The organism is Emticicia aquatilis (assembly GCF_014644295.1).
GTDB classification, from domain to species: domain Bacteria; phylum Bacteroidota; class Bacteroidia; order Cytophagales; family Spirosomataceae; genus Emticicia; species Emticicia aquatilis.
In genome coordinates, this window is sequence record NZ_BMKK01000007.1 from 67236 (window position 1) to 92317 (window position 25082).

The window sequence follows — 25082 nt, forward strand, 5'->3', positions numbered from 1 at the left end:
TAAAGACTAAATATTTACTTCACTTGATTAAATATCAATCTTAGCATATTTGGCGTTACGCTCAATGAAATCACGGCGTGGACCAACTTCATCACCCATGAGCATCGCAAATAGGTGGTCGGCTTCGGCAGCCGATTCAACGGTTACTTGCTTTAACGTACGTTTGTCTGGTCGCATGGTTGTCTCCCAAAGTTGTTCTGGGTTCATTTCTCCCAAACCTTTGTAACGTTGAATACCCACATTTTCTTCTTTTCCGCCACCCGCCAAACGCTTCACGGCAATCTCACGTTGCTCTTCTGTCCAGCAATATTCCTCATCTTTTCCTTTCTTCACTAAATATAAAGGCGGTTGAGCGATGTAGATATAACCCTTCTCAATCAACTCTTTCATATAACGATAGAAGAACGTCAGAATCAACGTACGAATGTGACTACCGTCAATATCGGCATCGGTCATGATGATGATTTTGTGATAACGTAATTTTTCGGTGTTTAAAGCACGCTCATCGCCATCTCGACCGATTTGCACACCTAAAGCCGTAAAGATATTTTTAATCTCTTCGTTTTCGTAAATCTTAAATTCTTGTGCTTTCTCAACGTTGAGAATCTTACCACGTAAAGGCAAAATAGCTTGGAAGGCACGATTACGACCTTGTTTGGCCGAACCACCCGCCGAGTCACCCTCAACTAAGTAAACTTCACAAATTGTTGGGTCAGATTCTGAGCAGTCAGCCAATTTCCCTGGTAAACCACTTCCAACCAACACGTTTTTGCGTTGTACCATCTCACGAGCCTTTTTAGCAGCAATACGAGCTTTCGCTGCCAAAATTACCTTGTCAACGATGATACGAGCTTCTTTTGGATGTTCTTCTAAGTAAGTTTCAAGCATTTCCGAAACACAAGCACTTACTGCCGAAGTAACCTCACTATTACCCAATTTGGTTTTGGTTTGACCCTCAAATTGTGGTTCTTGTACTTTTACCGAAATAACGGCTGTAAGTCCTTCACGGAAGTCATCTCCACTAATATCAATTTTTTCTTTTGCCAAAATACCCGATTTCTCGGCGTAACTCTTCAACGTACGAGTAAGGGCCATACGGAAACCCGAAACGTGCGTTCCACCTTCGTGAGTATTAATATTGTTTACAAACGAAGATACGTTTTCGCTGTAACTTGTGTTGTAAAGCATCGCCACATCAACAGGTACGCCGTCTTTATTTCCTTCCATAAACATCGGTTCTGGAATCAAACGCTCACGACCTGCATCAATATACGAAACGAATTCGGCCAAACCACCTTGCGAATGGAAAGTATCAGTCAATGCGTTGCCGTCTTCATCAATTTCACGTAAATCTTTCAAGATAATCGTGATACCTTTATTTAAGAAAGATAATTCACGTAAACGATTGGCTACGGTTTCGTATTTGTATTCTGTTACCGTAAAAATGCTGCCATCTGGCTTGAAAGTAACTTGTGTACCAGTATCATCGGCCGTACCGATTTCACGTACTGGATAAAGTGGCTTTCCGATGTTATATTCTTGTTCAAAAATCTTTCCTTCTCTGTGTACTTCTACTCGTAGGTGGGTCGAAAGGGCATTTACGCAGGATACCCCCACACCGTGCAAACCACCAGAAACTTTATAAGTATCTTTATCGAATTTACCACCAGCGTGAAGTACGGTCATTACAACCTCCAAAGCTGATTTTTTCTCTTTTGAGTGCATTCCTGTCGGAATACCACGACCATTATCTTTTACTGTTACCGAATTGTCTTCATTGATTGTTACGTGAATCGTGTCGCAATGCCCTGCTAAAGCTTCATCAATCGAGTTATCAACTACTTCCCAGATGAGGTGGTGAAGACCCTTTGCACTGATGTCGCCAATGTACATGGCTGGACGTTTTCTTACTGCCTCTAACCCTTCAAGTACCTGAATATTCTCAGCACCATAATCTGCTCTCGACTTCTGAGGCTCCATGCCTTCTTGATTTTCTGCCATAATTTATTTTTTATAAAAATTTAACTATCAGAATTTATCTGAATAGAATATCTTAACTTTGATACTCACAGTTTTTAGTATTATTTTAGATGTAAAGATACACATTTTTATCGGAATTTTAAAATTTATAATCGAAGCTACACGCCAATAATTTCGCATTTTCGGCATAGATTTGATATTAAAATAAAATGTGCGATTATCATCTGAGAAAAAGTATAAATAATTGAAATTATGAAAAAGTTTATTTGGGGGTTGTTGGTTTTAACTTCTTGTCAGTCAACGTTTTATATGGTTCGTCATGGCGAAAAAGTTGATAATTCGGCCAATCCGCCACTCAGCACTTTGGGACAAGAAAGAGCCGAAGATTTGAAAACAGCATTGGCCAATAAAGGAATATCGGAGATTTATTCGACCAATTTTTTACGAACCAAAAATACTGCCAAACCTTTGGCCGATTCTAAGGGTTTAATAACTAAGATTTATGCTGCCAGCCCAGCTGATTCGATGCGAGTTTTTATCGAAAAGTTAAAGAAATTCAGAGGCAAAAATGTGTTGGTTGTGGGGCATAGCAATACCACCAAATATGTGGTTAATGGTTTGTTTGAGCGAGATACATTACGAGCAGATATTCCCGATAATGATTTTGATAATTTGTATATTGTAGAGCGGCAGTTTTTTCCAGTCCGAAAAATGCGTTTCTTTGCAAAAACTTACGGAAAAACTTCGCCTCAGTAACACCTTTTGGTCAAGTTTTTGCGTTAACTGTAAAGCAAGTTTCTAACTTGCTCGTTAGATATTCACAATTAAAGATTGTGTTACAAAACTTTTTAAAATGAAAAACCTACGCAGATTTACTTTAATTGCTTTGGCCGTTGTTACAGTTCCGTTTGTAGCCTTTAAATACGACGACCGCTATTTCGAGATAGCAAAAAACCTAGATATTTTCGCAACGATGTTTAAAGAGCTTAATGCCTACTACGTTGACGAAATCAACCCAAACAAGGCTATGCGTTTGAGTATCGAGTCAATGCTCAAGCAGCTCGACCCTTATACCAACTTCTTTCCCGAGGATGATATCGAAGATTATATGACCATGACAACTGGGAAATATAATGGTATTGGAGCCACAGTTTCGCACCGTGATAACAAACACGTGGTAGTGATGATTTATGAAGGTTCGCCAGCCGATAAAGCGGGGATGAAAATTGGTGACGAAATCATAAAAGTAGATGGCGTAGATGTAGTGGCTCGTAAAGGCGTTGATATTGGTCGATTAATGAAAGGCCAGACGGGTACAACCGTAAAAATGTCGGTGAAACGTTATGGACAAAACTCACCAATTGATTTGGTGGTTGGGCGTGATATTGTAAAAACGCCAAACGTACCGCATTCAGGTATGATTAACGATGAGGTAGGTTATATTCAACTCAATGATTTTACGGCAACTGCCGCCAAAGAAGTAAAAGGAGCTTTTGCTGAGTTGAAAGGACAAGGCATGAAAAAAGTAATTTTGGATTTGCGTGGAAATCCAGGAGGTTTGTTGAATATGTCGGTTGAAATCTGCAATGCTTTTTTACCAAAAGACCAACTAATTGTTGAAACTCGTGGAAAAGTGGCCGAATGGAATCATAAATACATGGCAATGGAAGCACCGCTCGATACTGAGATGCCAATTGTAGTTTTGATAAATAGTATGAGTGCATCAGCTTCTGAAATTGTGAGCGGAACACTCCAAGACTACGACCGTGCCGTAATTATTGGTCAACGTTCGTTTGGGAAGGGCTTAGTACAAACCACTCGTGACCTAAGTTACAATACTAAAATGAAAATCACGACCGCTAAATATTACATTCCAAGCGGGCGTTGTATTCAGGCCTTAGATTATAGCCACCGCAACCCCGATGGTAGCGTAGGACGTGTGCCAGACTCATTAAAGACTGCTTTCAAAACCAAAAACGGGCGAACAGTTTATGATGGTGGAGGTGTTGACCCTGATATTAAGACCGAAGTACCAACAATGGCTGCCGTAACGGTGAATTTACTTCAAAAGAACTACATCTTTGATTACGCAACCAAATACTATTTCGAACACGCAAATCAGAAACCAAAAGAGAAGTTTACCTTGACCGAAGCTGAGTATCAAGACTTTATTACTTGGTTGAAGGGCAAAGATTTTACGTACATCACCACAATGGAGCGTAATTTGGATAATTTGGAGGCATCAGCCAAGAAAGAAAACTCTTTGGATTTAGTACAAGAGCAAATCAAATCATTGCGTGATAAAATCAATCAAGGTAAGTTGCAGGATTTAGCTAAAAATAAAGAAGACATCAAAGAGCAACTGGAAGCTGAAATCCTGAGTCGTTATTACTACCAAAAAGCCATGAAGTTTGTGGCATTTGAGCGTGATAAAGAAGTACAAGAGGCGTTGAAGCTATTCAAAGATATGCCACGCTACAATTCAATCTTGAAAGGCGGGAAGTGAGTTTTGAGTTTTGAGTTTTGATGGGGTCGCCTATGTGGTGCTAAAATCAGTCTAAATTATTTTTTGTTCCAAATAAATTTATCGGGTGTATTAACGTCGGCAAGGTTCAAAACCTTGCCGACGTTTTATGCTTTATGAAACCTGATAAATTCATAAAGAACTCTATTCTTTTGAACAGAATTATAACTTTTTTTAGAGAAATGTTATAATCTTTTTTATTTTGTTGTATTTTTGCAGGGTAATAATTTAAACTTCATACGATTATGTTCGGTTATCAATATCCTACTTGGTATGCAATTGCATTCTTTGTTATTTTAATGGTATTATCTTTTGCAGTGGGCAAATGGTTAATCAAAAAAGAAAGAGATTACGACGGATTTTAATAAAGTTCTGAGTTTAGAGTTTTGAGTTTTGTAGATAGGTCTTTTTAAAGGTTTAGCTTATAACGAAATGACTCAGAACTCTACACTCAGAATTCAGAACTCTCTAAAATATTCCTTCTTCTAAGTGTAGAATAGTTTTTTCTGGCAACTTCTTTGACAAAAGTCGAGCTACGATATTGCTTCGTGTCCCGTTTGAGCAAGCTACCACTATGGTTTTGTAGTTTTTGAGTTCTCCCAATCGCTCCGTGATTTCGTGCGGAGGCATGTTTATTCCACCGATATTGAAATCTGCAAATTCGGTTATTTCTCTTACATCAACTAAGATAGTATTTGGGTCAGACAAAACGCTCTCTAAATCGTTTTGTGCTATTTCGGTGAAGTCCTGCATCATTTATACCCAAATTATATGAGGTTAGAAAAGTCCAATTTGTAAAACACTATGAAAAAAGGATGCGATAATGTAGAAAATGCTTAGTGTAACGATGTTCAATATTAATTTCCACCAATACTGCTGATTTATTTTCAAATAGTAAAATAAAGAAAAGATTATATTTAGAGTTATTTGAATGAAGTACATAGAGTTATCAAGTGATTTGATACATTCTCCTCCATCAATCTCATTTGAACATAAAAAACTATTTCCAACCATAAATACAATTATAGCGAAAAAATTCATTAATAGTAAACTTAATAGATTCAATTTTCTTGATTTTATCATATTATGTAAATATAGAAAAGCCATATCTTTAAATTGATTTATTTCAAAGATATGGCTTTTAGAATCAAGATATAAACATTTTACTTATATAAAGCATCACGTTGAACTTTGATTTTTTCATCAGTCAAGTAAGTATCAAAATCAGTTAATTTATCCAAGAAACCTTTCGATGAAAGCTCGATTACACGATTCGCAACTGTTTGAGTTAGTTGGTGGTCATGGCAAGTAAATAACATATTGCTCGGGAAATCTTCCATACCTTTGTTAAGGGCCTGAATCGACTCCAAATCTAAGTGGTTAGTTGGTTCGTCGAACATCAAAACGTTTGCTCCCGAAAGCATCATTCTCGAAAACATGCAACGTTGTTTTTCACCACCCGAAAGTACCGTACATTTTTTTAGGGCTTCTTCACCCGAGAATAACATTCTACCCAAGAATCCACGAATAAACGTTTCATCTTTTTCAACCGAATATTGTCTGAGCCAATCAACGAGGTCGAGGCTACCATCAGAGAAATATTTGTTGTTGTCGTTTGGTAGGTAAGTATGCGTAATTGTGATACCCCACTTGAAACTACCACTCGAAGGCTGTTTTTCGCCCGAAAGAATATCAAACAATGCCGAAACTGCCAAACCATCTTTGCTCAAAAAGGCAATTTTTTCGCCACGAGCCACTTGGAAACTCAAATCTTTGAATAGGTAAGTGCCATCTTCAAGTTTGTAGCTGAGGTTTTCAACCAATAAGATTTGGTCGCCTACTTCACGCTCAGGTTTAAAGCCGATATAAGGGTATTTACGTGAGGATGGCTGAATTTGCTCAATATTCAATTTTTCAATCATCTTCTGACGAGCAGTAGCCTGTTTCGACTTAGCCACGTTGGCAGAAAAACGACGAATAAATTCTTCCAATTCTTTCTTTTTCTCTTCGGCTTTTTTGTTTTGGTCAGATTTCTGACGTGCTGCTAACTGGCTTGATTCGTACCAGAAAGAGTAGTTACCACCATAAAGCGTGATTTTCTTGAAGTCAAGGTCAGCAATGTATGTACACACGTTATCGAGGAAGTGACGGTCGTGAGAAACAACGATTACGGTATTTTTGAAATTCATCAAAAAGTTTTCGAGCCATAAAATAGATTCAATATCTAAGTTGTTGGTAGGCTCATCGAGTAATAAAATATCTGGATTTCCAAACAATGCCTGAGCTAACAAAACCTTTACTTTATCAGAAGGGTTCATATCAGCCATCAAAGTATAGTGCAAATCTTCTTTTATACCCAAACCCGAAAGTAAGTTTGCAGCATCTGATTCGGCATCCCATCCGTTCATGTCGGCAAATTCTGCTTCTAATTCAGCGGCACGATTACCATCTTCTTCCGAGAAATCTTCTTTGGCGTAAATGGCATCTTTTTCGGCAATGATTTGTGATAAACGCTCGTTTCCACGCACAACGGTGTTCAAAACGGTATCATCATCAAAAGCATTTTGATTTTGCTTCAAAACCGACATCCTTTCACCTGGGTCCATGCTTACGCTACCCGAAGTTGGTTCAAGGTCGCCCGAAAGGATTTTTACAAACGTTGACTTTCCCGCACCGTTTGCTCCAATAAGGCCATAAACGTTGCCGGGTGTAAACTTTAGATTTACCTCTTCAAAGAGAGTTCTTTTGCCAAAACTTAGCGAAATATTTGAAACTGTAAGCATTTTAATTAATGTAGAATGTAGAATGTAGAATGTAGAATTACTACTACGTTCAATTAAAATTCAAAATCCTATCTTTTAGTTTTTATAAATAAAATATATTTTTCGTATTAAGAATGTATGTATTTCTGGATGAATAATTAAGTCATTATTAATTATTCATTTTACATCGCACGGGCGACCCCGTCTCCCTTATTCAGAATATCCCTTCGTCGGCGAAGCTAAAATAACCGTTATCGCTGAAAATGAGATGGTCGAGTACTGGAATGTCAAGTGTTCGCCCTGCTTCTTTTACCTTTTTTGTCAAATCTTTATCGGCTTGGCTTGGTGTTAAGTTTCCCGATGGATGATTATGCACTAAAATTATGGCCGAGGCCAAATGTTCAATGGCCGCCTTGAAAATCATCTTTGGGTCGGCTACTGTTCCCGAAACACCACCGATGCTAATCTGCTGTGGACGAATGACTTCGTTTGCCCGATTGAGCAATAATGCCCAAAATTGTTCGTGTTGCAAGTCCATTAAATAAGGGCGGATGGCCTCATAAGCATCAGCCGATGAACTAACTTTTGCTTTCTTGATAACATCACTTTCTTTTCTTCGTCGGCCGAGTTCTAAGGCGGCGGCAATCGAAATTGCTTTTGCATCGCCAATGCCCTTAAATTTCATTAAGTCATTGATACTCAGCTTTGCCAATTCGTTAAGGTTATTATTAACGCTTTGTAGAATTAGCTTTGATAAATCAACAGCCGATAACTCTCTTGTACCTGAGCCTATCAGAATAGCAATCAATTCGGCATCCGAAAGGGCCGCTTTACCCTTCAACAAAAGTTTTTCTCTTGGTCGGTCTTCTTCCGCCCACGATAGAATATTGCTAATCATTCTATTTATAATTTACAGCAAAGCTTAGTATTGGTATAATATTGTTTACGTGACTTGCAAACAAAAAATGCTCACGGAGAAATTGTTTCCATGAGCAAAATATTGAATTCCCGAAGGGAAATTAAGCTGCTAATCCAGCGATATGCTTAGCCAAACCTGATTTCAAGTTTGCTGCTTTGTTTTTGTGGATAACGTTCTTACGAGCTAATTTATCCAAAGCTGAGGCTGCTGATTTGAATAATTCAGTAGCTGCTGTTTTATCGCTTAAACCACGTAATTTTCTAACCAAAGTACGAGTGGTTTTGTGTTGGTAACGATTTCTCAAACGCTTAGTTTCGTTTGCTCTGATACGCTTTAATGCCGACTTATGATTTGCCATTGTATTTTAATATAATAATTGTCTTACTCTAAATTTGGAGTGCAAAATTAATGAAATAATATTAAAGAAAAAACTTAAACTAAAATATTTTTTACTTATAAAAAGGAAGGCATCGCTTCAAGCGATGCCTTCCTTAAACGTTCCTATTTGAAATCAGATTATTTAATTTCTGAATTGATAACCAATACTTTATCCCAGTTGGCTTCGTTGGCTTTTTCAAATGCTTTGTATTGCGTGCTTTCACGGAATTTCTCAACTTCAGCTTCAGTTCTGAAAGTAAGATAGTGCATAACGTCGTACTCAGCTTTAGAATTATCTTCTCCGAAAGTTTCGCCTGCTGAATAAGCTGCGATTTCTGGCATCTGACGTTTCAAATCTTGAAAGTCAGCCATGTGTTTCTTGATTGCTTCTGCTGAAGTACCTTGTTTGAATTTAAAACAAACAATACGTTGCTTTTGTGCTTTTGGTGGCGTGTATGCCGAACCGTAAGCTACCATTAAAAAAGCAAACATTCCCAAAGCCATTGCTGGCATTAAATATCTTAATAACGATTTTTTTTGTGCTTGACTCATTTTCTTAAATCCGAATAATATTCTGTAATACGATACAAATATAACACATTTTATTTGAAAATGTTGCATTATTTCAAGAAAATATTTTACTGTTTTTGTTTTTATTATATATTGCCAAATATTATTCTGTTTTGAGGCTTTTTATCAAAATGAGTGTAATTACTCAATTTTTAAAAATATTTGGATTTAGGTTTTATTTTTAGGCGTTTTTAAAAGAAAAATTTATTTTTTCAGAAAAGGGCGTTTAGAATTTAGGAGATGTTTAAGGAAAAAATGAAAAATCGTAGTTTTTGAGGTTAAAATCGAAAGTTTTTGAAAAAGTGTCTAATAAAATATTTTATTTTGAAAAAAAATAGTGGCAAAAATGATGAAAAGAGGCGTTAAAAAAGTTTTTTTTCCGAAATGGAAGAGTTTGGTGAGAAGCAGCTTGCTCTTTTTGGGTATAATTTTGATTTCTTCATGGAAAATAAGGACTGAAAATCGGCATCCACTCTGGCAGCATCCACTGTGGGAGCGTCCACTCTGGGGCTTTTTTGGGCATCAACGGATAAATCGTTTGGCGGTTTTTACGCTTCCACCCGAAATGTTTAAGTTTTATAAAAAGCATATTGACTTTGTAACCGAAAATGCTGTAAACCCCGACCAACGCCGCTACGCAGTAAAAGAAGAAGCTCCTCGACATTTTATTGATTTGGATAATTATGCAGATTCGTTGCGAAAGAAGTTGCCAACTTACTCATGGAAAGAAGTGACGGAGAAGATTTCGGAAGATACTTTAAACCGACACGGTATTGTGCCGTGGCATATCAATTTTATGAAGTTTCAGCTTACGGAAGCTTTTCGTAAGCGTGATGTTCGCAGAATTTTGATGCTTTCGGCTGATATTGGTCATTATATTGCCGATGCCAATGTGCCACTTCATACAACACGGAATTATAATGGCCAACTAACTAATCAAGTTGGTATTCATGGTTTTTGGGAGAGTCGTTTGCCCGAGTTGTTTTCGGATAATTATGATTTTTTTGTCGGACAAGCTGAATACATAAAAACTCCGCAAAAACGTGCTTGGCAAGCAGTTTTGGGTGCCAATGCTGCTCTTGATTCGGTTTTGGTTTTTGAGAGAGAATTGACAGCTCAGTTTTCGGAAGATAAAAAATTTGGTTTTGATGAGCGAAATGGCATCACAACAAAAAATTATTCAAAAGATTTTTCAGAACGCTACCATGCCATGCTTAAAAATCAAGTCGAGCGACAGATGCGTGCTTCGATTAAAATGGTTGGAGATTTTTGGCTCACTTGCTGGATTGATGCTGGCCAGCCAGATTTAGCAGCATTACTAAATTATCAGCCAACAAAAGCAGAAAAAGAAGCCGATGAGGAGGAAAAGAAATCTTGGCTGAGACGAGTTTTTGATGTGAGAAAAGAGGGAGATAATTAGCAACTCGTATTAAACGTCGGCAGGGTTCAAAACCCGCAGTGGAACTGCCTGCCGACGTTAGAAGATATGCTTCGTTACTTAAAGAATTAAGTATTAATTGGCATTTTCTGCTCAAAATACTTCTCTACGATACTTTTTAATCTTTTTTTTCTTCTCCTCGACACATTTATTTTCATATTATTTTGTAGTAATAATTCGCCCAATTGGTAATTATCAATGAATTGAAGGTTGATAAGAAAGGTTCTGTTGGGGCGAATAAACCCACATTCTTCGCCAATTCGCTCGTGAATATGTCCAATCGTAGTTGCTACAATTTTGTTATTCCCTTGATAATAATGAATAATTGTATAATTGATATTAGCCTCGAAATAGGCTACATCTTCGGAGAATAGTCGGGTTCTTCCCCCAACCTTAATTGCTGTTTTCATGGATTTATTGTTTAAAAATGATAAAAAGTATGTACGTACTACATACTTTTTATTGCATAGAAAATTTTACTGAATACGAGTAATAACAAGATTCGCCGATACTGCACGTGTACCGCCAGCTGTTGGATTTACTGTGAGTGCAACAGGGTTACCACTTGGGTTGACTACTTGGAGTATCGAATTAGGCAAAGTAGTTACAATCATTGTATGTCCACTTATTTGGCTTGTGCCTGTTGCTCGACCTACTACACTTGTCGGAATATCAGTGCCGTTGAGTTGTAAAATAAGTTGACCAGCTTCGGCAATACTCACTTGCCAATCTACTGTATATATTCCGATAGCGGGAATATTAAACTGACTTGCATTGATACGAGTAATGATTCCATTGCTTAGGCCATTTTGTGGAAATTCTATGGGAGAACCTGCGGCGATGGTGGCTGCGTTATCGCCTGGCATGAGTGCATAAAATTCGGCAAAGGTTGTGATGTTGCCAAGAATGCTCCACTTTGTGCCATTCCAATAATAAAAACCTGGTGACATATTATTGGGAGGTGTGCCGATGGTATTGGTATTGTAAACAAGTAAAGAGGTTGCTGGCGAAGTAATAGTGCTAATGTCGGTGGTAGAGGTGAGGCTTACACGGGGAACTAAAACGCCTTTGTTTGATGCAGCGACATCAAGCATTGCAGAGGGATTGTTTTGAGCAAACAATTTGAAGTTAACAGTAAATAAAAGAATAAAAATTGTTGCGATACAAAAGCCATCTCTTCTCATTTTTCGATTTAATGTGTTGATAGTTAGTGAGTTAGTTTTTGTGGTTTTCTTGGTTGGTGTAACGATTGATGCTTTCATGTTAAAGAGTGTTTTCATGTTAAAAAAATGAAATTTAGGAAAGGCATTTTCAGAACTTGCCTTCGAGGCGTAAAATTGAAAGAAATAAGCACCCCAAGTGTTATATAATTATGGAAAAGAATTATATAGTTCACACATTTTTACCCTTATAAATGACCCTTGAAACCATAATATTATTATTCGGTAGCAAAGCGTAGAAATGATTTTTGGGAAGGTTTTTGAGGAGGGCTTAAAATAAAAAATCTTCAACCGTAATGATATACGATTGAAGATTTAAGTGAAATTCTGACAGAACTGTATTTATCCTAAATTTTTATAAATATTTTCTTTTTAAACATCCAATTAAGAATCAGCCAATAGATGAGCAACATCAATCCGCCATGCACGAGCGATTGGTATGGAAGCCCGAAAATGGTTGCATAATTTTCGCCTAAATGGATTTTGAGCGATTTGGAAATATAAACTCCCAAAGCATCTGCTATGCAGTAGGCGGCGATAGAATTCATGCCGATTACTTTCAGAAAATAAGCCCAATTGGTTTTTTCTTTGATGTCGATTATCCAATAAAAGAAAGCTAAAAACAAGAAGCAAAGACCACCACTGAAAATAACCCAAGTTGGTGTCCAGATACGCTTGACATTTGGACAAATACCAAGTCGATTCAGTATTAAACCTATTACTAAGCCCGAAATTCCGAGAATAATGAATTTCTTGAGTTTTTCGTAGGGTGGTAGTGTATCAGATTTTAGAATATTTCCTGCCAGAAGTCCCAAAATCATTGTTCCGAGTGTTGGGATAAAACTCAGCGTTGAGTAGCCTCCACCGTTACGGATAAAAGGTTTTTCTCTCGGGAAAAGGTTCAGAAACCATTGGTCAAATGCCCAAGCAAAGTTGGTGTTTTTATTCCAATGTGCTGCAAAACCTGTCAGGTTATGCTCCCAGTCTTTGGCAACTCCTACACTTGCATAATCAAAATTAGCATCGGGCAACGGATAGAGAGCAAAAGCCAACCAATAACCAACAAGAATAATGACAAGTGCCGAAATCTGCACTTTCTGAGAACGAAAACCTAATAAAAACAAGAAAGGATAACCCAACCCGATTTGGCTGAGGGTGTCTTCAAAAGTAAAATAGGTTTGAGTTTTGTACTGAGAACGTAGAAAAATACCCAGCAAAATCAGAATTAATGAGCGTTTGAAGGCGTGAAAAAGAACTTTGCTAAAACTGCTTTCTTGGGTCAGTCGGCTGGCGATGGAGTAGGGTAGAACGACCCCGACTAAAAATGAGAATGATGGCTGAATCATGTCGTGAAGTGAGCAGCCAACCCACTCAACGTGGTCTTGGTGGAAAGCGAGAAATGACCAAAATGAACTTTCGGGAAGTGCTTCGGAAACTTCTCCGAAATGTAAGACCTCAGCCATCATCAAAAGCATGACAAAGCCACGATAGACATCGGCTGAGGAAAGGCGAGTTAGAACAGGCATAAGATTAGGGTTTATGCCTTAAAGATAATAATTTTATAAAGTACGACAAGTTTTCAACTTGTCATTTTCGGCAAACAGAAACTAACAAATTGGAAACTTGTTTTACAAACGTACAATTACACGCCCGATTTGTCCGCCTTTCAAGATTTTCTTGATTTCTTTTGGTAAGCCTTTTAATGTAACGGTTTTTGTGATTGATAGAATATCAGTTGGTTTCCAGTTTTTAGCGAGGTTTTTCCAGAGTTTTTTACGCCATTCAATATCACATTCTGATGAATCAATGCCAAACATAGATACGCCACGCAAGATAAATGGGAATACACTCGTTGGTAATTCGGGCGAATTTACTAAGCCACAAATGGCTACAACTCCGTTGTATTGCATTGATTTTAAGATAGTTGCGAGCATATTTCCGCCAACGGTATCTACACAACCTGCATAAATTCCTTTCAATAAAGGACGCCCCGATTTATCATCAACTTCTTCTCTCGAAACAACTTCTTTTGCTCCGATTTTTAGCAGAAATTCTTTGCCTTCGGGTTTGCCTGTAACGCCTACCACATGAAAACCGAGTTTCGCTAAAATCATTACGGCCATTGTGCCTACGCCGCCCGTTGCTCCCGTTACGATGACTTTCCCTTTTTCGGGAGTAAGACCATTTTGCAATAATTTATCAATACACAATGCAGCAGTCAAACCAGCCGTTCCGAAAATCATACTTTCTTTGGCTTTTAGTCCACGAGGAAGTTTTATAACCCATTTGGCAGGAACGCTGATGTATTGTCCGAATCCACCCGAAGTATTCATACCGAGGTCAAAGCCAGTTACGAGTACTTTATCACCTTTCTGAAAATCGGCTGACTGACTTTCTTCAACGACACCTGCGGCATCAATACCAGGTGTATGTGGGTAATTGCGGGTTACGCCACGATTCCCAGTTGACGAAAGAGCATCTTTATAATTTAATGAAGAATATTGTACTTTGATGAGGACTTCGCCCGCAGGTAAATCTTCGATTTTACGCTCAACGATGTTTTGGGTGAAAGTTTTATCGTCGTTTTCTGTGATGTAGAGTGCTTGGAAAGTTGACATTATTTGATAGTATTATAGTTGGTTGTACTCGTTTCAGATTGAAATACATCAAAAATGTGTTTTTTGTTCGTAATACTTTAAAAAATATTACGATAATTTATTTAGAAAATATTTATGCCAGACTTTTAAAAGTTTGTTCGTATCTATTAAATATATTGGAAATTGTTTCTTCGAAGAGTTGATTTTCAACATTTCTTAAATCGTCTTTAAGTTCAATAATCAATTCATTTACAAAATTGGTGTCTTCTGTAACCAAATCTTTTAATGACTTTCTGATTAACTCTTTATCCAAAATTGCTGACATAATTGTAGTATTTTTACAAACTTAACGATTTTTGCTGAATAAAGTTTTCTTGGAAATGTATTTAGAATGTAGAAAAAGCGACTTTATTTTATTCAACTAAACGCAAAAAAGAGTTTTTATGGAAAATAATACTGCAAAGAAAATTTCAATGGTGTTGTTATGTATTTGGTGGGGAGCATTTACTTTTTATTCGGGTGTTGTGATAAACGTAGGTATGCAAGTGCTTGGTAGCCATACCGAAATGGGTTTTATTACGCAAGCTGTCACGAACTACTTGAACTTCATCAGTTTACCTATTTTCGCTTTTGCAGCTTATGCTTTTCGTGCTGAAAAACGTTTTTTCATAGCGGCTATATTTTTGGTGCTTTTGCAAGTTGTGCTGTTCTTTGTGCATTTCAAGTTAGACAAACTGCTTGATTTTGGGCAAAGAGTAGTCTTAAACAAAGCTGTTTTTTACTCATTACATCGAATTTACTTATGGACTTCCACTGTTATTTGGTTGATTGTGAGTGGTATTTTGTTGTTGATGATTAAAAAGAAATAACAGAATTATCACTTTTTCATCATTCGCTCAAAATCTGGTAGTTCTAATCTTAGGTTGGATAAGACTTTCTTTTGTTCATCAAGCAGGAATACTTTTGGAACTAAAGAAGCATTATAAGTATTATCGAAATCCACAATTTTGTGCGAATCCATCACGTTGGTAAAGGCTTCGGTTTTATAGGTTTTAATGAATTTTAGCCAATTTTCTCGGTCAGGTACTTTACAGCACATATATACTTTCATACCTTGTTGCTCCAATTTTGGATAATAATCTACCAGTTTCTTTGTGAATTCTTGGCAATGCCCGCAACCGTAGTCATAAATTACAACCATTGTATATTTTGATTTCAAACCCCAAAGTGTAGCCCAATTCCCTAAAGGATCTGTCAAACACATATCAGGGAGTGTTTTGCCAATTAGGCTTGGTTCTATTCGATTAACATATTCAATATTTCGTTGAATAGTGCTTGCATCATAGCTATCAGGCTCGTCGATGATATACTTTTTGGCTATTTCGGTATAAACTTTGTCGCAGCCTAAGACATCTGGAGCGATGAATTTATTGCCAAATTTAATGACGATGTATTTCCTTATTTCTGAATTTGGCTTTGTGCGAGCAAGTAGATTATCGGCCAAAGCAATGATTTCGTCGGGTGAGTTACTAAAAGCGATATTTTTTAGGTAATCATCAAAAATATTGTCGAGAAGCGTTGTGCGAATCAAGCGGTCGTCTGAAAGGTCAATGTTGTCGAGGGTGTGGGTGTAATAATTTTTTATATATGCAAGAGTGTCTTGTCGAGAAGCATTGGGTTTGATGGCTTCGGTTTCAACTGGAATATTTGCCTTTAAGAAATTAGCCGTAAAAGTATTTGGGTTTGATGAAATGTAACTTTTTGTCAGTGATTGGTATTGTTGGTAGATTGTCTTTTTATCGGTTTCGTTGCTTGCTTTCTGAAAAGCTCGCTGTAAACGAATGTTTTCTTTGGTAAAATTGGCGTAAGTCGAGGCTTCGGTATTGCCTTCGATTGTCATTGTTCCAACGTAATCACTGGTATCGGTTGTGATTTTAAAGTTTTGACCAACCACAGGGAAATCAAATAAACGTGCTTTTCGATTGACTAAAAAATACATTCCTTCGGGTAGATTTTTCTGCCCCGTAAAAACGATTTTATTCTCTGCTTCAACTTTTGCAGTATCTTTTATCAAATACAGTTTTTCGCTCTGATACCAGTGATAAAGGTAATAAACCGAATCTTTTGGTGCTTGCATCGCTATTTCAATGCGATATTGAGCATTTGATTTTAAGCAGCAAATAATGGCGAAAAGTAGGAGAAGTTTTTTCATGTGCTTATTGATTTGCAAAAGTTGGTAATAGATGTTTGGTTTGTGAGATTGTAAGTAGATTATATAATTTCTAAGCCATCAAAGTGAATGAAATGCTTCTTATTTAAAGTAGCTAATTTAAGATTATGAAATTTTGCAGTAGCGGCAATCAGTAAATCCATCGCATCACTGGTTTTTCTTTTTTTCTTTAAGTCTTTGTGTAGATATATTGCTGTTGAAATAATTTCTTGATTCAAAGGTAAAACATCAATATTTTCAAAGAAAGTATGCCAAAAAGTATCTTGTTCTGGGCTACTTCCTTTCAAAACCTCAAAGTAAACTACAACTGAAACAGTAAAATATTGATGGTTTTGTGATAGTTGAAATAAAAAAGAATTGGATTTATCCGTTTTTCTAAAATATTCTATCAAAACGGAAGAATCTAAGCATATTAATTCATTTTCCATCTTTTATTCAGTTGTTTTCTTGTTTTTTTGACCTCTTCAAAACTTTCATCGCTCATCACAGGGCCATTCAAGAGTAATTTTTGCCAATCGTTTAGTGTGTTTTTTTTCGAAATTTGCTCAATGTCGTTTTTTAATTGTACTTGCTGAACAGGAGGCAACTGTTTTACTAATTCCCATATTTGCTCGTAACCGAGTTCTAATTTTAATTCCATAGTTTCAAACATTTTCTAAACAAATATAGAAATAAGCACCATCAAACACAAAAAAGGTCTTAGAATTTCTCCTAAGACCTTTTTTGTGTATAAAGCTGGCAGATATTACATCATGCCGCCCATGCCGCCACCGTGTGAGTGACCCATGTCTGGAGCTTTATCTTCTGGAATATCAGATACAACTGCTTCAGTTGTAAGCAATAAACCAGCGATTGATGCAGCGTTTTCAAGAGCCAAACGAGTTACTTTCGTAGGGTCAATGATACCAGCCGCCAACATATTTTCAAATTTATCTTCACGAGCGTTATAGCCGTAATCGTCTTTTCCACCTTTTACTTCTTGTACGATTACCGAACCTTCGCCACCTGCATTCGCAACGATTGTACGTAATGGAGCTTCGATTGCCGAACGGATGATTGCGATACCAGTTGTTTCGTCGCCGTTTGCACCTTCAAGACCTGCCAATGAAGATTGAGCACGAATCAAAGCAACACCACCACCAGCTACGATACCTTCTTCAACCGCAGCACGAGTTGCGTGAAGGGCATCATCAACACGGTCTTTTTTCTCTTTCATTTCAACCTCAGTTGCAGCACCGATGTAGATAATAGCTACACCACCTGACAACTTAGCCAAACGCTCTTGTAATTTCTCACGGTCGTAGTCAGAAGTAGTTGACTCGATTTGAGCTTTGATTTGGTTTACACGACCAGCGATTTGCTCTTGGTCACCTGAACCATTAACGATTGTAGTGTTATCTTTGTCGATAATGATTTTATCGCAGTGTCCTAAGTAAGAAATATCAGCGTTCTCTAATTTGAAGCCTCTTTCTTCTGCAATTACAGTACCACCAGTCAAGATTGCGATGTCTTCCAACATTGCTTTACGACGGTCGCCGAAACCTGGAGCTTTAACAGCCGCAACTTTCAATGCACCACGGATTTTGTTTACTACCAATGTAGCAAGAGCTTCGCCATCAACATCTTCAGCGATGATTAACAACGGACGGCCAGTTTGTGCTACACCTTCTAACACTGGAAGAAGTTCTTTCATTGAAGAAACTTTTTTCTCAGAAATCAAAATGAATGGTTTTTCCATTTCAACTTCCATTTTCTCAGCGTTAGTTACGAAGTATGGAGATAAGTAACCTCTGTCGAACTGCATACCTTCTACAGTTTTAACTTCAGTTTCAGTTCCACGAGCTTCTTCAACCGTGATAACACCTTCTTTACCAACTTTCTCCATTGCGTGAGCAATCATTTGACCGATTTCGTGGTCGTTGTTGGCAGAGATTGTAGCTACTTGTTCGATTTCTTTTGAAGTCGAGATAGCTTTAGATTGTTCTTTCAATGCACCTACAACCGCAGTTACCGCTTTTTCGATACCACGTTTCAAGTCCATTGGGTTTGCACCAGCCGCTACGTTTTTCGCACCGATAGTGTAGATAGCTTGTGCCAATACAGTAGCAGTAGTAGTACCGTCACCCGCTTGGTCAGCAGTTTTAGAAGCTACTTCTTTCACGAGTTGAGCACCCATGTTTTCGATAGAATCTTTCAATTCGATTTCTTTTGCTACTGTTACACCATCTTTAGTGATAGCTGGTGAACCGAATTTTTTATCAATGATAACATTACGACCTTTTGGTCCGAGAGTTACTTTTACTGCATTTGCAAGAGTGTCAACGCCACGTTTCAATTTTTCTCTTGCGTCTGTATCAAATATAATTTGCTTTGCCATTTTTTTAATTAATAATTAAAAATTTTGAATTAAGAATTTTAAGCTCCTCTTTAGGGGCGGGTCGGACTGCCGAAGCAGGGTTATACAATAGCGTAAATATCAGACTCACGCATGATGAGGTACTCTTTACCGTCAACAGTGATTTCCGTACCAGCATATTTACCATAAAGTACGCTATCACCTACTTTAACTAAAGTTGGCTCATCTTTTTTGCCTGGCCCTACTGCTACTACAATACCTTTTTGTGGTTTTTCTTTTGCTGTATCAGGGATGATGATACCGAATGCTGTTTTTTCTTCTGCCGGAGCAGCTTCTACCAATACTCTGTCTGCTAATGGCTTGATGTTTACTGACATTTTATTCTGAGTTTTTGAGTTTATAAAATTTAGATTTAAGATTTAAATAGATTCGAGACAAGTGTTTTTAATTTCCGATAACTCAACCGTTACCTTACATACGTCATTGAATCTAAAACTTAATTCTTGACGTGATGTCAGTTCCACAAAAGTTCTGCCAACGAGCGGCAAAGGTACGGTTTTCTGCCAAAATTTCAGTTTTGACTGCCAAAAATGTTTCAAATACTGACAAGAAATGTTTTGATGTGACTTTTTTTGACAAGAAAATTAATAAATTGTCAGTGTATTTCTGCCTTAGAAATTATAGCGTAGAGCTAAACCCAAGGAATTTTCGTCAGTTTTGAATTGTAAATTACTCACATTACTTTGGCCGAGTGCTTGGTTATATTTAATTGCAGCTTTTTTGATGTGCGATTTGCCAATTAATGAGCAAGTGATACTTCCTGCCAATGTTGCTCCGATAATACTCAAATAGGTACTCGTATAAAACCCAGTTTGACGAGTGCGAGGTTTGTTGAGCGTAGCAAGTACATAAATTGTTGGAATAAACCCGATGGCTTGCCCGATACCTGTAAATGTTTTATAGCGTCGGTAATGAAAATTTACCTCTGGGTTATTCAATTCAAAAAAAGGTACTTCGAGCGAGTTATAGCTACTCATACGACGTTCGCCGTAAAAATAAACACCATTAACTTTCTGTAAAGGTTTTAGATAATATAATTTACGTACGATATTTGGATTATAATAAGATGAATCTTTCTGAGCAAAAATGCCAAAAGAAATACCTAAAAATAAGAGTGTGAGGAGTGTTTTCATAAGTTTTTTGTAGCACAATCGCTTCGGCGGACCGATTTCCGAATTGTGAGTTGAGTAAATGCACAATTCGGAGAATTGTGCTACAAATTTACGATAAAATTGGTTTAATTACTTTTCCTGCCACATCAGTTAACCTGAATGGTCTTCCTTGGAAAGCATATGTTAGTTTTTCGTGGTCGAAGCCCATCAGATGCAAGATGGTTGCTTGCAAATCATGCACGTGTGTGCGGTCTTTTACTCCGTAATATCCTAAATCGTCAGTTTCGCCAAAAGTCATTCCTTTTTTGAGTCCGCCACCTGCCATGAAAACTGTAAAAGCGTCCAAATGATGGTCACGTCCTTTAAATGGGAGGGTTTGCCCGTCACGGTTTTCTTGCATGGGAGTTCGGCCGAATTCTCCGCCCCAAACAATTAATGTTTCATCGAGCAAACCACGCATTTTTAGGTCTTTTATGAGAGCCGTTACGGCACGGTCAGTTACTTGACATAAATCTTTGAAACCTCCATCGAGAGAAAGGCGTTGGTCTGTCCCGTGTGAATCCCAGCCCCAATGAAAAAGCTGTACGAAACGGACACCATTTTCTATTAAACGCCTTGCCAACAGACAGTTATTTGCAAATGAGCCTTCGCCTGGCACTGCTCCGTACATATTTCGTACCCATTCTGGTTCTTTGCTGGTGTCCATCACTTCGGGAACAGACATTTGCATTCTGAATGCCATTTCGTATTGAGAAATTCGGGTCAAGATTTCGGGGTCTTGGACGGCTTCGTATTGTTGTTTGTTAATTTCATTGATTGCCTCAATGGTCTGTTTCCGAATATCTCTGCTCATACCGTGCGGGTCAGAAACATACAAAACTGGGTCGCCCCCCGTGCGGCATTGCACACCTTGATAAATTGAAGGTAGAAAACCACTACCCCAAACGCTTTTTCCTGCATCGGGGCTGCGTCCGCCTGAAGCCAAAACTATAAAACCTGGTAGATTTTGATTTTCAGAACCCAAACCATAAACCGACCATGCACCGATACTTGGCCGCCCCAAACGTGGGCTTCCTGTGTGCATGAGTAGCTGGGCAGGAGCGTGATTAAACTGGTCGGTGTACATGGCTTTCAAGAAAGTCAAGTCATCGGCAACTTCGGGTAAGTAGGGAAGAAAATCTGAAATCATTGCTCCCGAATTTCCATGCTGACTGAATTTTCCGATTGAACCAAGCATTTTGGGTACACCTCTGATAAAAGCAAATTTCTTTCCTTCAAGAAATTCTTGCGGACAGTCCTGTCCATCGAACTTTTGCAAAGCAGGTTTATAATCAAAGAGTTCTAACTGCGATGGAGCACCCGCCATGTGAATATAAATCACTTGTTTCACTTTCGGAGCAAAATGCGGTTGCTTCGGAAACATGGGGTCGGTGAGTGTTTGTGCTGGATTATCTTTTCCCGAACAACCACCTAATAGTGAACCAAAAGCCATTGCCCCAAGTCCTGTTGTGCAGGTTTGTAGGAAATGGCGTCGGGTTTGGTATTGGGCCTCGGCGTGTAGAAATTCTTTGATTAATTTTTGCATGGTAAAGGTCAAATTTGCCTACCAAATTACGAAAATATTTGTATAGACAAGTCCAGTATTTGATTATTTACGTAGTAATTGTATCTATAACATAGATTTGAGGCGGTTTTTTAAGCTAAAAGCCATACTTTTGTGAGCCGACTATATTGTCTTAGTATTTATGCTTCATCTTTAATGTCCAAACTTGCAGCTCAAGATAAATTTCTTGACTTTTCTGATTATGGAAGACCATTTGCCCAAGTCATTGCTAATCAATTAAAAAATACTCGTTTTACACCTGTTCATCTAACGCTTCTTTTTGGAGTTTCGGGCTTAATTGCCGTTTATTGTATGCTCACGGCTCACTATTTATGGGCAGGTTTCTTTCTTATTTTCAAATCAATTCTTGATGCCGCCGATGGAGAATTATCAAGGGTGAAAAACACTCCTTCGTACACAGGCCGGTATTTGGATAGTGTATTTGATATTATCTTGAATTTTCTATTTCTGATGACCATCTGCCATATCGCTGATAGCTCATGGGAACTTGCACTGGTTGCTTTTTTGTGTATTCAGTTGCAGGGAACTGTATATAATTTTTATTATGTGATTTTGAGGAATAATTCGGTAGGGGGCGATGCCACAAGTAAGATTTTTGAGACTGAAACACCGAAAGCATTTCCGAATGAAAGCCAACAGACAGTCAATGTTTTGTTTGCTGTTTATCTATCACTTTACGGAGTTTTTGATAGAATTGTTTATAGTTTAGATGCAGAAGCCTATAAAATCCAAACTTTTCCGAATTGGTTTATGACTATGGTTTCAGTTTACGGCTTAGGTTTTCAGTTGTTGATTATTGCTGTAATGCTGGCTCTCAATTTGGTAAATTTGATAATACCTTTTTTTATTATTTTTACAGTATTTCTGGTAGTGTTTATTGGAATCAGGCGATTGTATTTGACAAATTAGTATAAAATCAAAACGGCTCAGAATGTAAACTCTGAGCCGTTTTGTTATTTATTATGCTGAAACTTTTTTAGAGGCAATGCTTTCGTAAACGCCATCCCAAAGCTCGATTCTTTTCTGGAGCGATTGAATCGTGGCTGCTTCGGCTTCTTTCCAAAATTCTTCGTTTTCTCCGCACAAGTTGGCTGTCATTTGTAAAGCCAAATGGCTGTGGTGGTCGCCATCTACTTCGATGTGGCGTTCGAGATAATATTTGAAAGTCGAGATTTTTTCGGGAACACTCAAATGAATATCATTGATGATGGACATGAACATTCCGGGAATCAAGTCTTCACGGCCAAATGTAAAGATGGCGGCTTGAAGATAAGATTTATTGCTATTAATAATATCAAATGTAAAGTTGACGAAGTTACGAGCCGCTTCGGGCGTGCCTGCAACCACAAATGATGATTGTAAATCGCCTGATTCTTTCAAAACAGAAATAAATTTTTCGATTTGAGATGTTTCGGTTTCGGCTTGGTGCATGGCATTGAGGTATAGCTCGAAGTGACTTTTGCGAACACCATTCATATCTACGTCAGATTCTTCGCCCGCTACAATTTCGTTGATTAAATAACGTGTTTCGGCCGAACCCACAGGAAACCACGGCACAGTTGTACAAGTGAGATTACTTTGGAGAGATTTGAGCAACGACATAAAATCCCAGACGGCATAGACATGATACTGCATGAAAACCTTTAGGTCGTCGAGGTCATTGATTACAGAATAAACTTTGTGATTGATAATTTGCTGTCTTAAAGGTTCGATTTTTTCTTGAATTGATTCTATGTAGTGGTTCATAATATTTATTTGGACTGTGTAAAAGACAAACATCTTGATACATGAAAATGTTGCCTCACACTAAAATTTTACTGAAAAATACCATTTTAACGTATATACGAGAAAGCTGAAACTGAGGTTTTGGATAAAAACTTGCTTTGAAGAATTAAGAATAGCAAGCAGAGCTTTTGAGTAATAATAATTTGTATTATCTTGAATTATATTCAACCACTTATTTACCCTATGATAAAAATAGCATTCATTATTCACGGGAAAGCTCGACAAAAGCAAGCCTTAGTTGACGAAATAAATAGTGTCTTTCATGAACCTGCTTTTCAGACCCATATTTATGAAACACAGTTTGAACAACATGCGATACTTTTGTCGGAAAGAGCAGCTGGAAGTGGATGCAAGTACGTCATCGCTTGTGGTGGCGATGGAACGCTCAATGAAGTTTTAAATGGGGCTTTGAAATCAAAACAACCTAATCTTAGACTCGGCTTAATACCCAGAGGTTCGGGAAATGATTTTGCTAAAACCATTCTTTCACCGAAAACATTAATTGGGTTGAAAGAAGCAATCACGAATGATAGACTTAAGAAAATTGATGTTGGATTGGCTGAGTTTGTGTCGAAAGAAGGAGTAGAAGTTTCTCGCTATTTTACTAATATTGCAGATGTGGGTATTGGCGGGGTAATTGCTCGGCAACTTTCTGAATCAAAAAAGCTATTTGGCTCAACAATTACCTATCAATACTTTATCATCAAAAATATGCTAACATATAAGCCTCAATCGCTCAAAGTTGTTGGCGATGATTTTATTTATGAAGGTAAAGTAATGAATTTTTGTGCTGCTAATGCCAAATTTTTTGGAAGCGGTTTAGGAGTTGCTCCCGATGCCGAAATAAACGATGGCATATTGAATGCCGTAGCCATTGGCGAAGTAGGTTTGATAGATTACTTGAAGAATTTTCCTAATTTGAAAAACAGTAAACCATTAAGCCATCCAGCGGTCAAATATTATATTTCTAAGACTCTACACTTTGATTCTGATACCCCCCAAATGCCGATAGATATGGATGGCGAGTTTGTAGGGTATTTACCTATGAAAATAACTATCAAACCACAAGCAATCGACTTTATTCAATAACTATGATTACAGCACAAACCTTCCGAAAACTGGCCTTAGCATTTGAAGAAGCCGAAGAGCTTCCACACTTCGATAAGGCTTCGTTTCGCATAAAAAAGAAAATATTTGCCACCCTCAACGAAACGCAACAAAGAGCTACTCTGAAACTTTCAGAAAATGACCAATCTATTTTCTCGCTTTATGGCGATAAAACGGCTGTTTATCCCGTACCAAACAAATGGGGCAAACAGGGTTGGACACAGTTTCTGCTCAACAAAGTAGAGGAGGAGTTTTTGAATGACGCTCTCATGGCAGCTTACTGCGAAGTTGCTCCTAAACACTTGGCTTCAAAATACAATATGCTGTAAGGCAATTTTCTCATTCATCAAATATTCGTACAATTATGGGCTATTTTTGGTAGCGTTTATTATTGAACGGTAGCAAATTTAGCTAAAAAAT

Annotated in this window: 26 protein-coding genes; 7 read left to right on the forward strand and 19 right to left on the reverse strand. The window is 37.7% G+C overall.

Translation table 11 applies throughout. The features are described 5' to 3' along the window. Positions 1 to 27 precede the first annotated feature (27 nt). Positions 28 to 2001 (reverse strand): DNA topoisomerase (ATP-hydrolyzing) subunit B, encoded by a 1974-nt coding sequence (gyrB, locus tag IEX65_RS17340; protein ID WP_188767708.1) that lies wholly within the window; start codon positions 1999 to 2001, stop codon positions 28 to 30. Positions 2002 to 2232: 231 nt separating this feature from the next. Here gyrB and IEX65_RS17345 point away from each other — a divergent pair, with 231 nt between their 5' ends. Together IEX65_RS17345 and IEX65_RS17350 are read left to right on the forward strand one after the other, a co-directional pair. Continuing rightward, complete coding sequence (locus IEX65_RS17345; RefSeq protein WP_188767709.1) at positions 2233 to 2736, forward strand: phosphoglycerate mutase family protein; 504 nt, start codon at positions 2233 to 2235, stop codon at positions 2734 to 2736. A 97-nt stretch (positions 2737 to 2833) separates the two neighbouring features. After that, a complete protein-coding gene (locus IEX65_RS17350; RefSeq protein WP_188767710.1) occupies positions 2834 to 4486 on the forward strand; it encodes a S41 family peptidase in 1653 nt (550 codons plus the stop codon). A gap of 486 nt (positions 4487 to 4972) precedes the next feature. On the opposite strand, the gene IEX65_RS17355 is transcribed toward IEX65_RS17350, so the two are convergent. The 5 genes from IEX65_RS17355 to IEX65_RS17375 all read right to left on the reverse strand — a co-directional run bounded on the left by IEX65_RS17355 (position 4973) and on the right by IEX65_RS17375 (position 9115). Continuing rightward, positions 4973 to 5260, reverse strand: a complete 288-nt coding sequence (locus IEX65_RS17355; protein ID WP_188767711.1) for a rhodanese-like domain-containing protein — start codon at positions 5258 to 5260, stop codon at positions 4973 to 4975. 407 nt (positions 5261 to 5667) lie between these two features. After that, positions 5668 to 7287, reverse strand: coding sequence for an ABC-F family ATP-binding cassette domain-containing protein (locus tag IEX65_RS17360; RefSeq protein WP_188767719.1), 1620 nt, complete (start codon positions 7285 to 7287; stop codon positions 5668 to 5670). 193 nt (positions 7288 to 7480) lie between these two features. Then, on the reverse strand, positions 7481 to 8164 hold the full coding sequence (gene radC, locus IEX65_RS17365) for a RadC family protein (protein WP_188767722.1): 684 nt from the start codon (positions 8162 to 8164) through the stop codon (positions 7481 to 7483). A 121-nt stretch (positions 8165 to 8285) separates the two neighbouring features. Further along, on the reverse strand, positions 8286 to 8543 hold the full coding sequence (rpsT, locus tag IEX65_RS17370) for a 30S ribosomal protein S20 (RefSeq protein WP_188767724.1): 258 nt from the start codon (positions 8541 to 8543) through the stop codon (positions 8286 to 8288). Positions 8544 to 8701: 158 nt separating this feature from the next. After that, on the reverse strand, positions 8702 to 9115 hold the full coding sequence (locus tag IEX65_RS17375; protein ID WP_188767725.1) for a Dabb family protein: 414 nt from the start codon (positions 9113 to 9115) through the stop codon (positions 8702 to 8704). Between the two features lie 364 nt (positions 9116 to 9479). Between IEX65_RS17375 and IEX65_RS17380 the strand changes: the two genes are divergently transcribed. Further along, a complete protein-coding gene (locus tag IEX65_RS17380) occupies positions 9480 to 10553 on the forward strand; it encodes a zinc dependent phospholipase C family protein (protein WP_229250742.1) in 1074 nt (357 codons plus the stop codon). Positions 10554 to 10639: 86 nt separating this feature from the next. Here the strand turns inward: IEX65_RS17380 and IEX65_RS17385 are convergent, their stop codons facing one another. The 5 genes from IEX65_RS17385 to IEX65_RS17405 all read right to left on the reverse strand — a co-directional run bounded on the left by IEX65_RS17385 (position 10640) and on the right by IEX65_RS17405 (position 14713). Further along, on the reverse strand, positions 10640 to 10981 hold the full coding sequence (locus tag IEX65_RS17385) for a LytR/AlgR family response regulator transcription factor (protein WP_188767726.1): 342 nt from the start codon (positions 10979 to 10981) through the stop codon (positions 10640 to 10642). Between the two features lie 66 nt (positions 10982 to 11047). After that, complete coding sequence (locus IEX65_RS17390; RefSeq protein ID WP_229250745.1) at positions 11048 to 11851, reverse strand: phage tail-like protein; 804 nt, start codon at positions 11849 to 11851, stop codon at positions 11048 to 11050. 287 nt (positions 11852 to 12138) lie between these two features. Further along, positions 12139 to 13317: an acyltransferase family protein gene (locus tag IEX65_RS17395; protein WP_229250747.1), complete on the reverse strand. Its 1179-nt coding sequence runs from the start codon at positions 13315 to 13317 to the stop codon at positions 12139 to 12141. A gap of 102 nt (positions 13318 to 13419) precedes the next feature. Then, positions 13420 to 14409 carry a YhdH/YhfP family quinone oxidoreductase gene (locus IEX65_RS17400; protein ID WP_188767728.1) on the reverse strand — a complete coding sequence of 330 codons (990 nt, stop codon included), beginning with the start codon at positions 14407 to 14409 and terminating at the stop codon, positions 13420 to 13422. A 112-nt stretch (positions 14410 to 14521) separates the two neighbouring features. Continuing rightward, on the reverse strand, positions 14522 to 14713 hold the full coding sequence (locus tag IEX65_RS17405; RefSeq protein ID WP_188767730.1) for a hypothetical protein: 192 nt from the start codon (positions 14711 to 14713) through the stop codon (positions 14522 to 14524). Between the two features lie 118 nt (positions 14714 to 14831). On the opposite strand from IEX65_RS17405, the gene IEX65_RS17410 reads away from it, so the two are divergent. Beyond that, complete coding sequence (locus tag IEX65_RS17410; protein ID WP_188767732.1) at positions 14832 to 15257, forward strand: hypothetical protein; 426 nt, start codon at positions 14832 to 14834, stop codon at positions 15255 to 15257. Between the two features lie 8 nt (positions 15258 to 15265). Here the strand turns inward: IEX65_RS17410 and IEX65_RS17415 are convergent, their stop codons facing one another. From IEX65_RS17415 to IEX65_RS17445, 7 genes are all read right to left on the reverse strand, one after another. Beyond that, on the reverse strand, positions 15266 to 16600 hold the full coding sequence (locus IEX65_RS17415) for a peroxiredoxin family protein (RefSeq protein WP_188767734.1): 1335 nt from the start codon (positions 16598 to 16600) through the stop codon (positions 15266 to 15268). Between the two features lie 59 nt (positions 16601 to 16659). Beyond that, positions 16660 to 17046: a type II toxin-antitoxin system VapC family toxin gene (locus IEX65_RS17420; RefSeq protein ID WP_188767736.1), complete on the reverse strand. Its 387-nt coding sequence runs from the start codon at positions 17044 to 17046 to the stop codon at positions 16660 to 16662. Further along, a complete protein-coding gene (locus IEX65_RS17425; RefSeq protein ID WP_188767738.1) occupies positions 17031 to 17258 on the reverse strand; it encodes a hypothetical protein in 228 nt (75 codons plus the stop codon). Before IEX65_RS17425 ends, IEX65_RS17420 begins: the two co-directional genes overlap by 16 nt. 105 nt (positions 17259 to 17363) lie before the next feature. Beyond that, the gene (gene groL, locus IEX65_RS17430; protein ID WP_188767740.1) at positions 17364 to 18995 is read right to left on the reverse strand and encodes a chaperonin GroEL; all 1632 of its coding nucleotides are present in this window, start codon (positions 18993 to 18995) and stop codon (positions 17364 to 17366) included. Positions 18996 to 19075: 80 nt separating this feature from the next. Continuing rightward, positions 19076 to 19351, reverse strand: coding sequence for a co-chaperone GroES (locus IEX65_RS17435; protein WP_188767741.1), 276 nt, complete (start codon positions 19349 to 19351; stop codon positions 19076 to 19078). Between the two features lie 294 nt (positions 19352 to 19645). Next, a complete protein-coding gene (locus IEX65_RS17440) occupies positions 19646 to 20167 on the reverse strand; it encodes a hypothetical protein (RefSeq protein ID WP_188767742.1) in 522 nt (173 codons plus the stop codon). Between the two features lie 88 nt (positions 20168 to 20255). After that, positions 20256 to 21731 carry a DUF1501 domain-containing protein gene (locus IEX65_RS17445; RefSeq protein WP_188767743.1) on the reverse strand — a complete coding sequence of 492 codons (1476 nt, stop codon included), beginning with the start codon at positions 21729 to 21731 and terminating at the stop codon, positions 20256 to 20258. A gap of 174 nt (positions 21732 to 21905) precedes the next feature. On the opposite strand from IEX65_RS17445, the gene IEX65_RS17450 reads away from it, so the two are divergent. Continuing rightward, a complete protein-coding gene (locus tag IEX65_RS17450) occupies positions 21906 to 22679 on the forward strand; it encodes a CDP-alcohol phosphatidyltransferase family protein (RefSeq protein ID WP_188767744.1) in 774 nt (257 codons plus the stop codon). A 51-nt stretch (positions 22680 to 22730) separates the two neighbouring features. On the opposite strand, the gene IEX65_RS17455 is transcribed toward IEX65_RS17450, so the two are convergent. Then, the gene (locus IEX65_RS17455) at positions 22731 to 23516 is read right to left on the reverse strand and encodes a DUF3050 domain-containing protein (RefSeq protein ID WP_188767745.1); all 786 of its coding nucleotides are present in this window, start codon (positions 23514 to 23516) and stop codon (positions 22731 to 22733) included. A 222-nt stretch (positions 23517 to 23738) separates the two neighbouring features. Between IEX65_RS17455 and IEX65_RS17460 the strand changes: the two genes are divergently transcribed. Both IEX65_RS17460 and IEX65_RS17465 read left to right on the forward strand, forming a co-directional pair. Beyond that, positions 23739 to 24644: a diacylglycerol/lipid kinase family protein gene (locus IEX65_RS17460; RefSeq protein WP_188767746.1), complete on the forward strand. Its 906-nt coding sequence runs from the start codon at positions 23739 to 23741 to the stop codon at positions 24642 to 24644. 2 nt (positions 24645 to 24646) lie between these two features. Next, on the forward strand, positions 24647 to 24991 hold the full coding sequence (locus tag IEX65_RS17465) for an MmcQ/YjbR family DNA-binding protein (protein ID WP_188767747.1): 345 nt from the start codon (positions 24647 to 24649) through the stop codon (positions 24989 to 24991). The last annotated feature ends 91 nt before the right edge of the window (positions 24992 to 25082 follow it).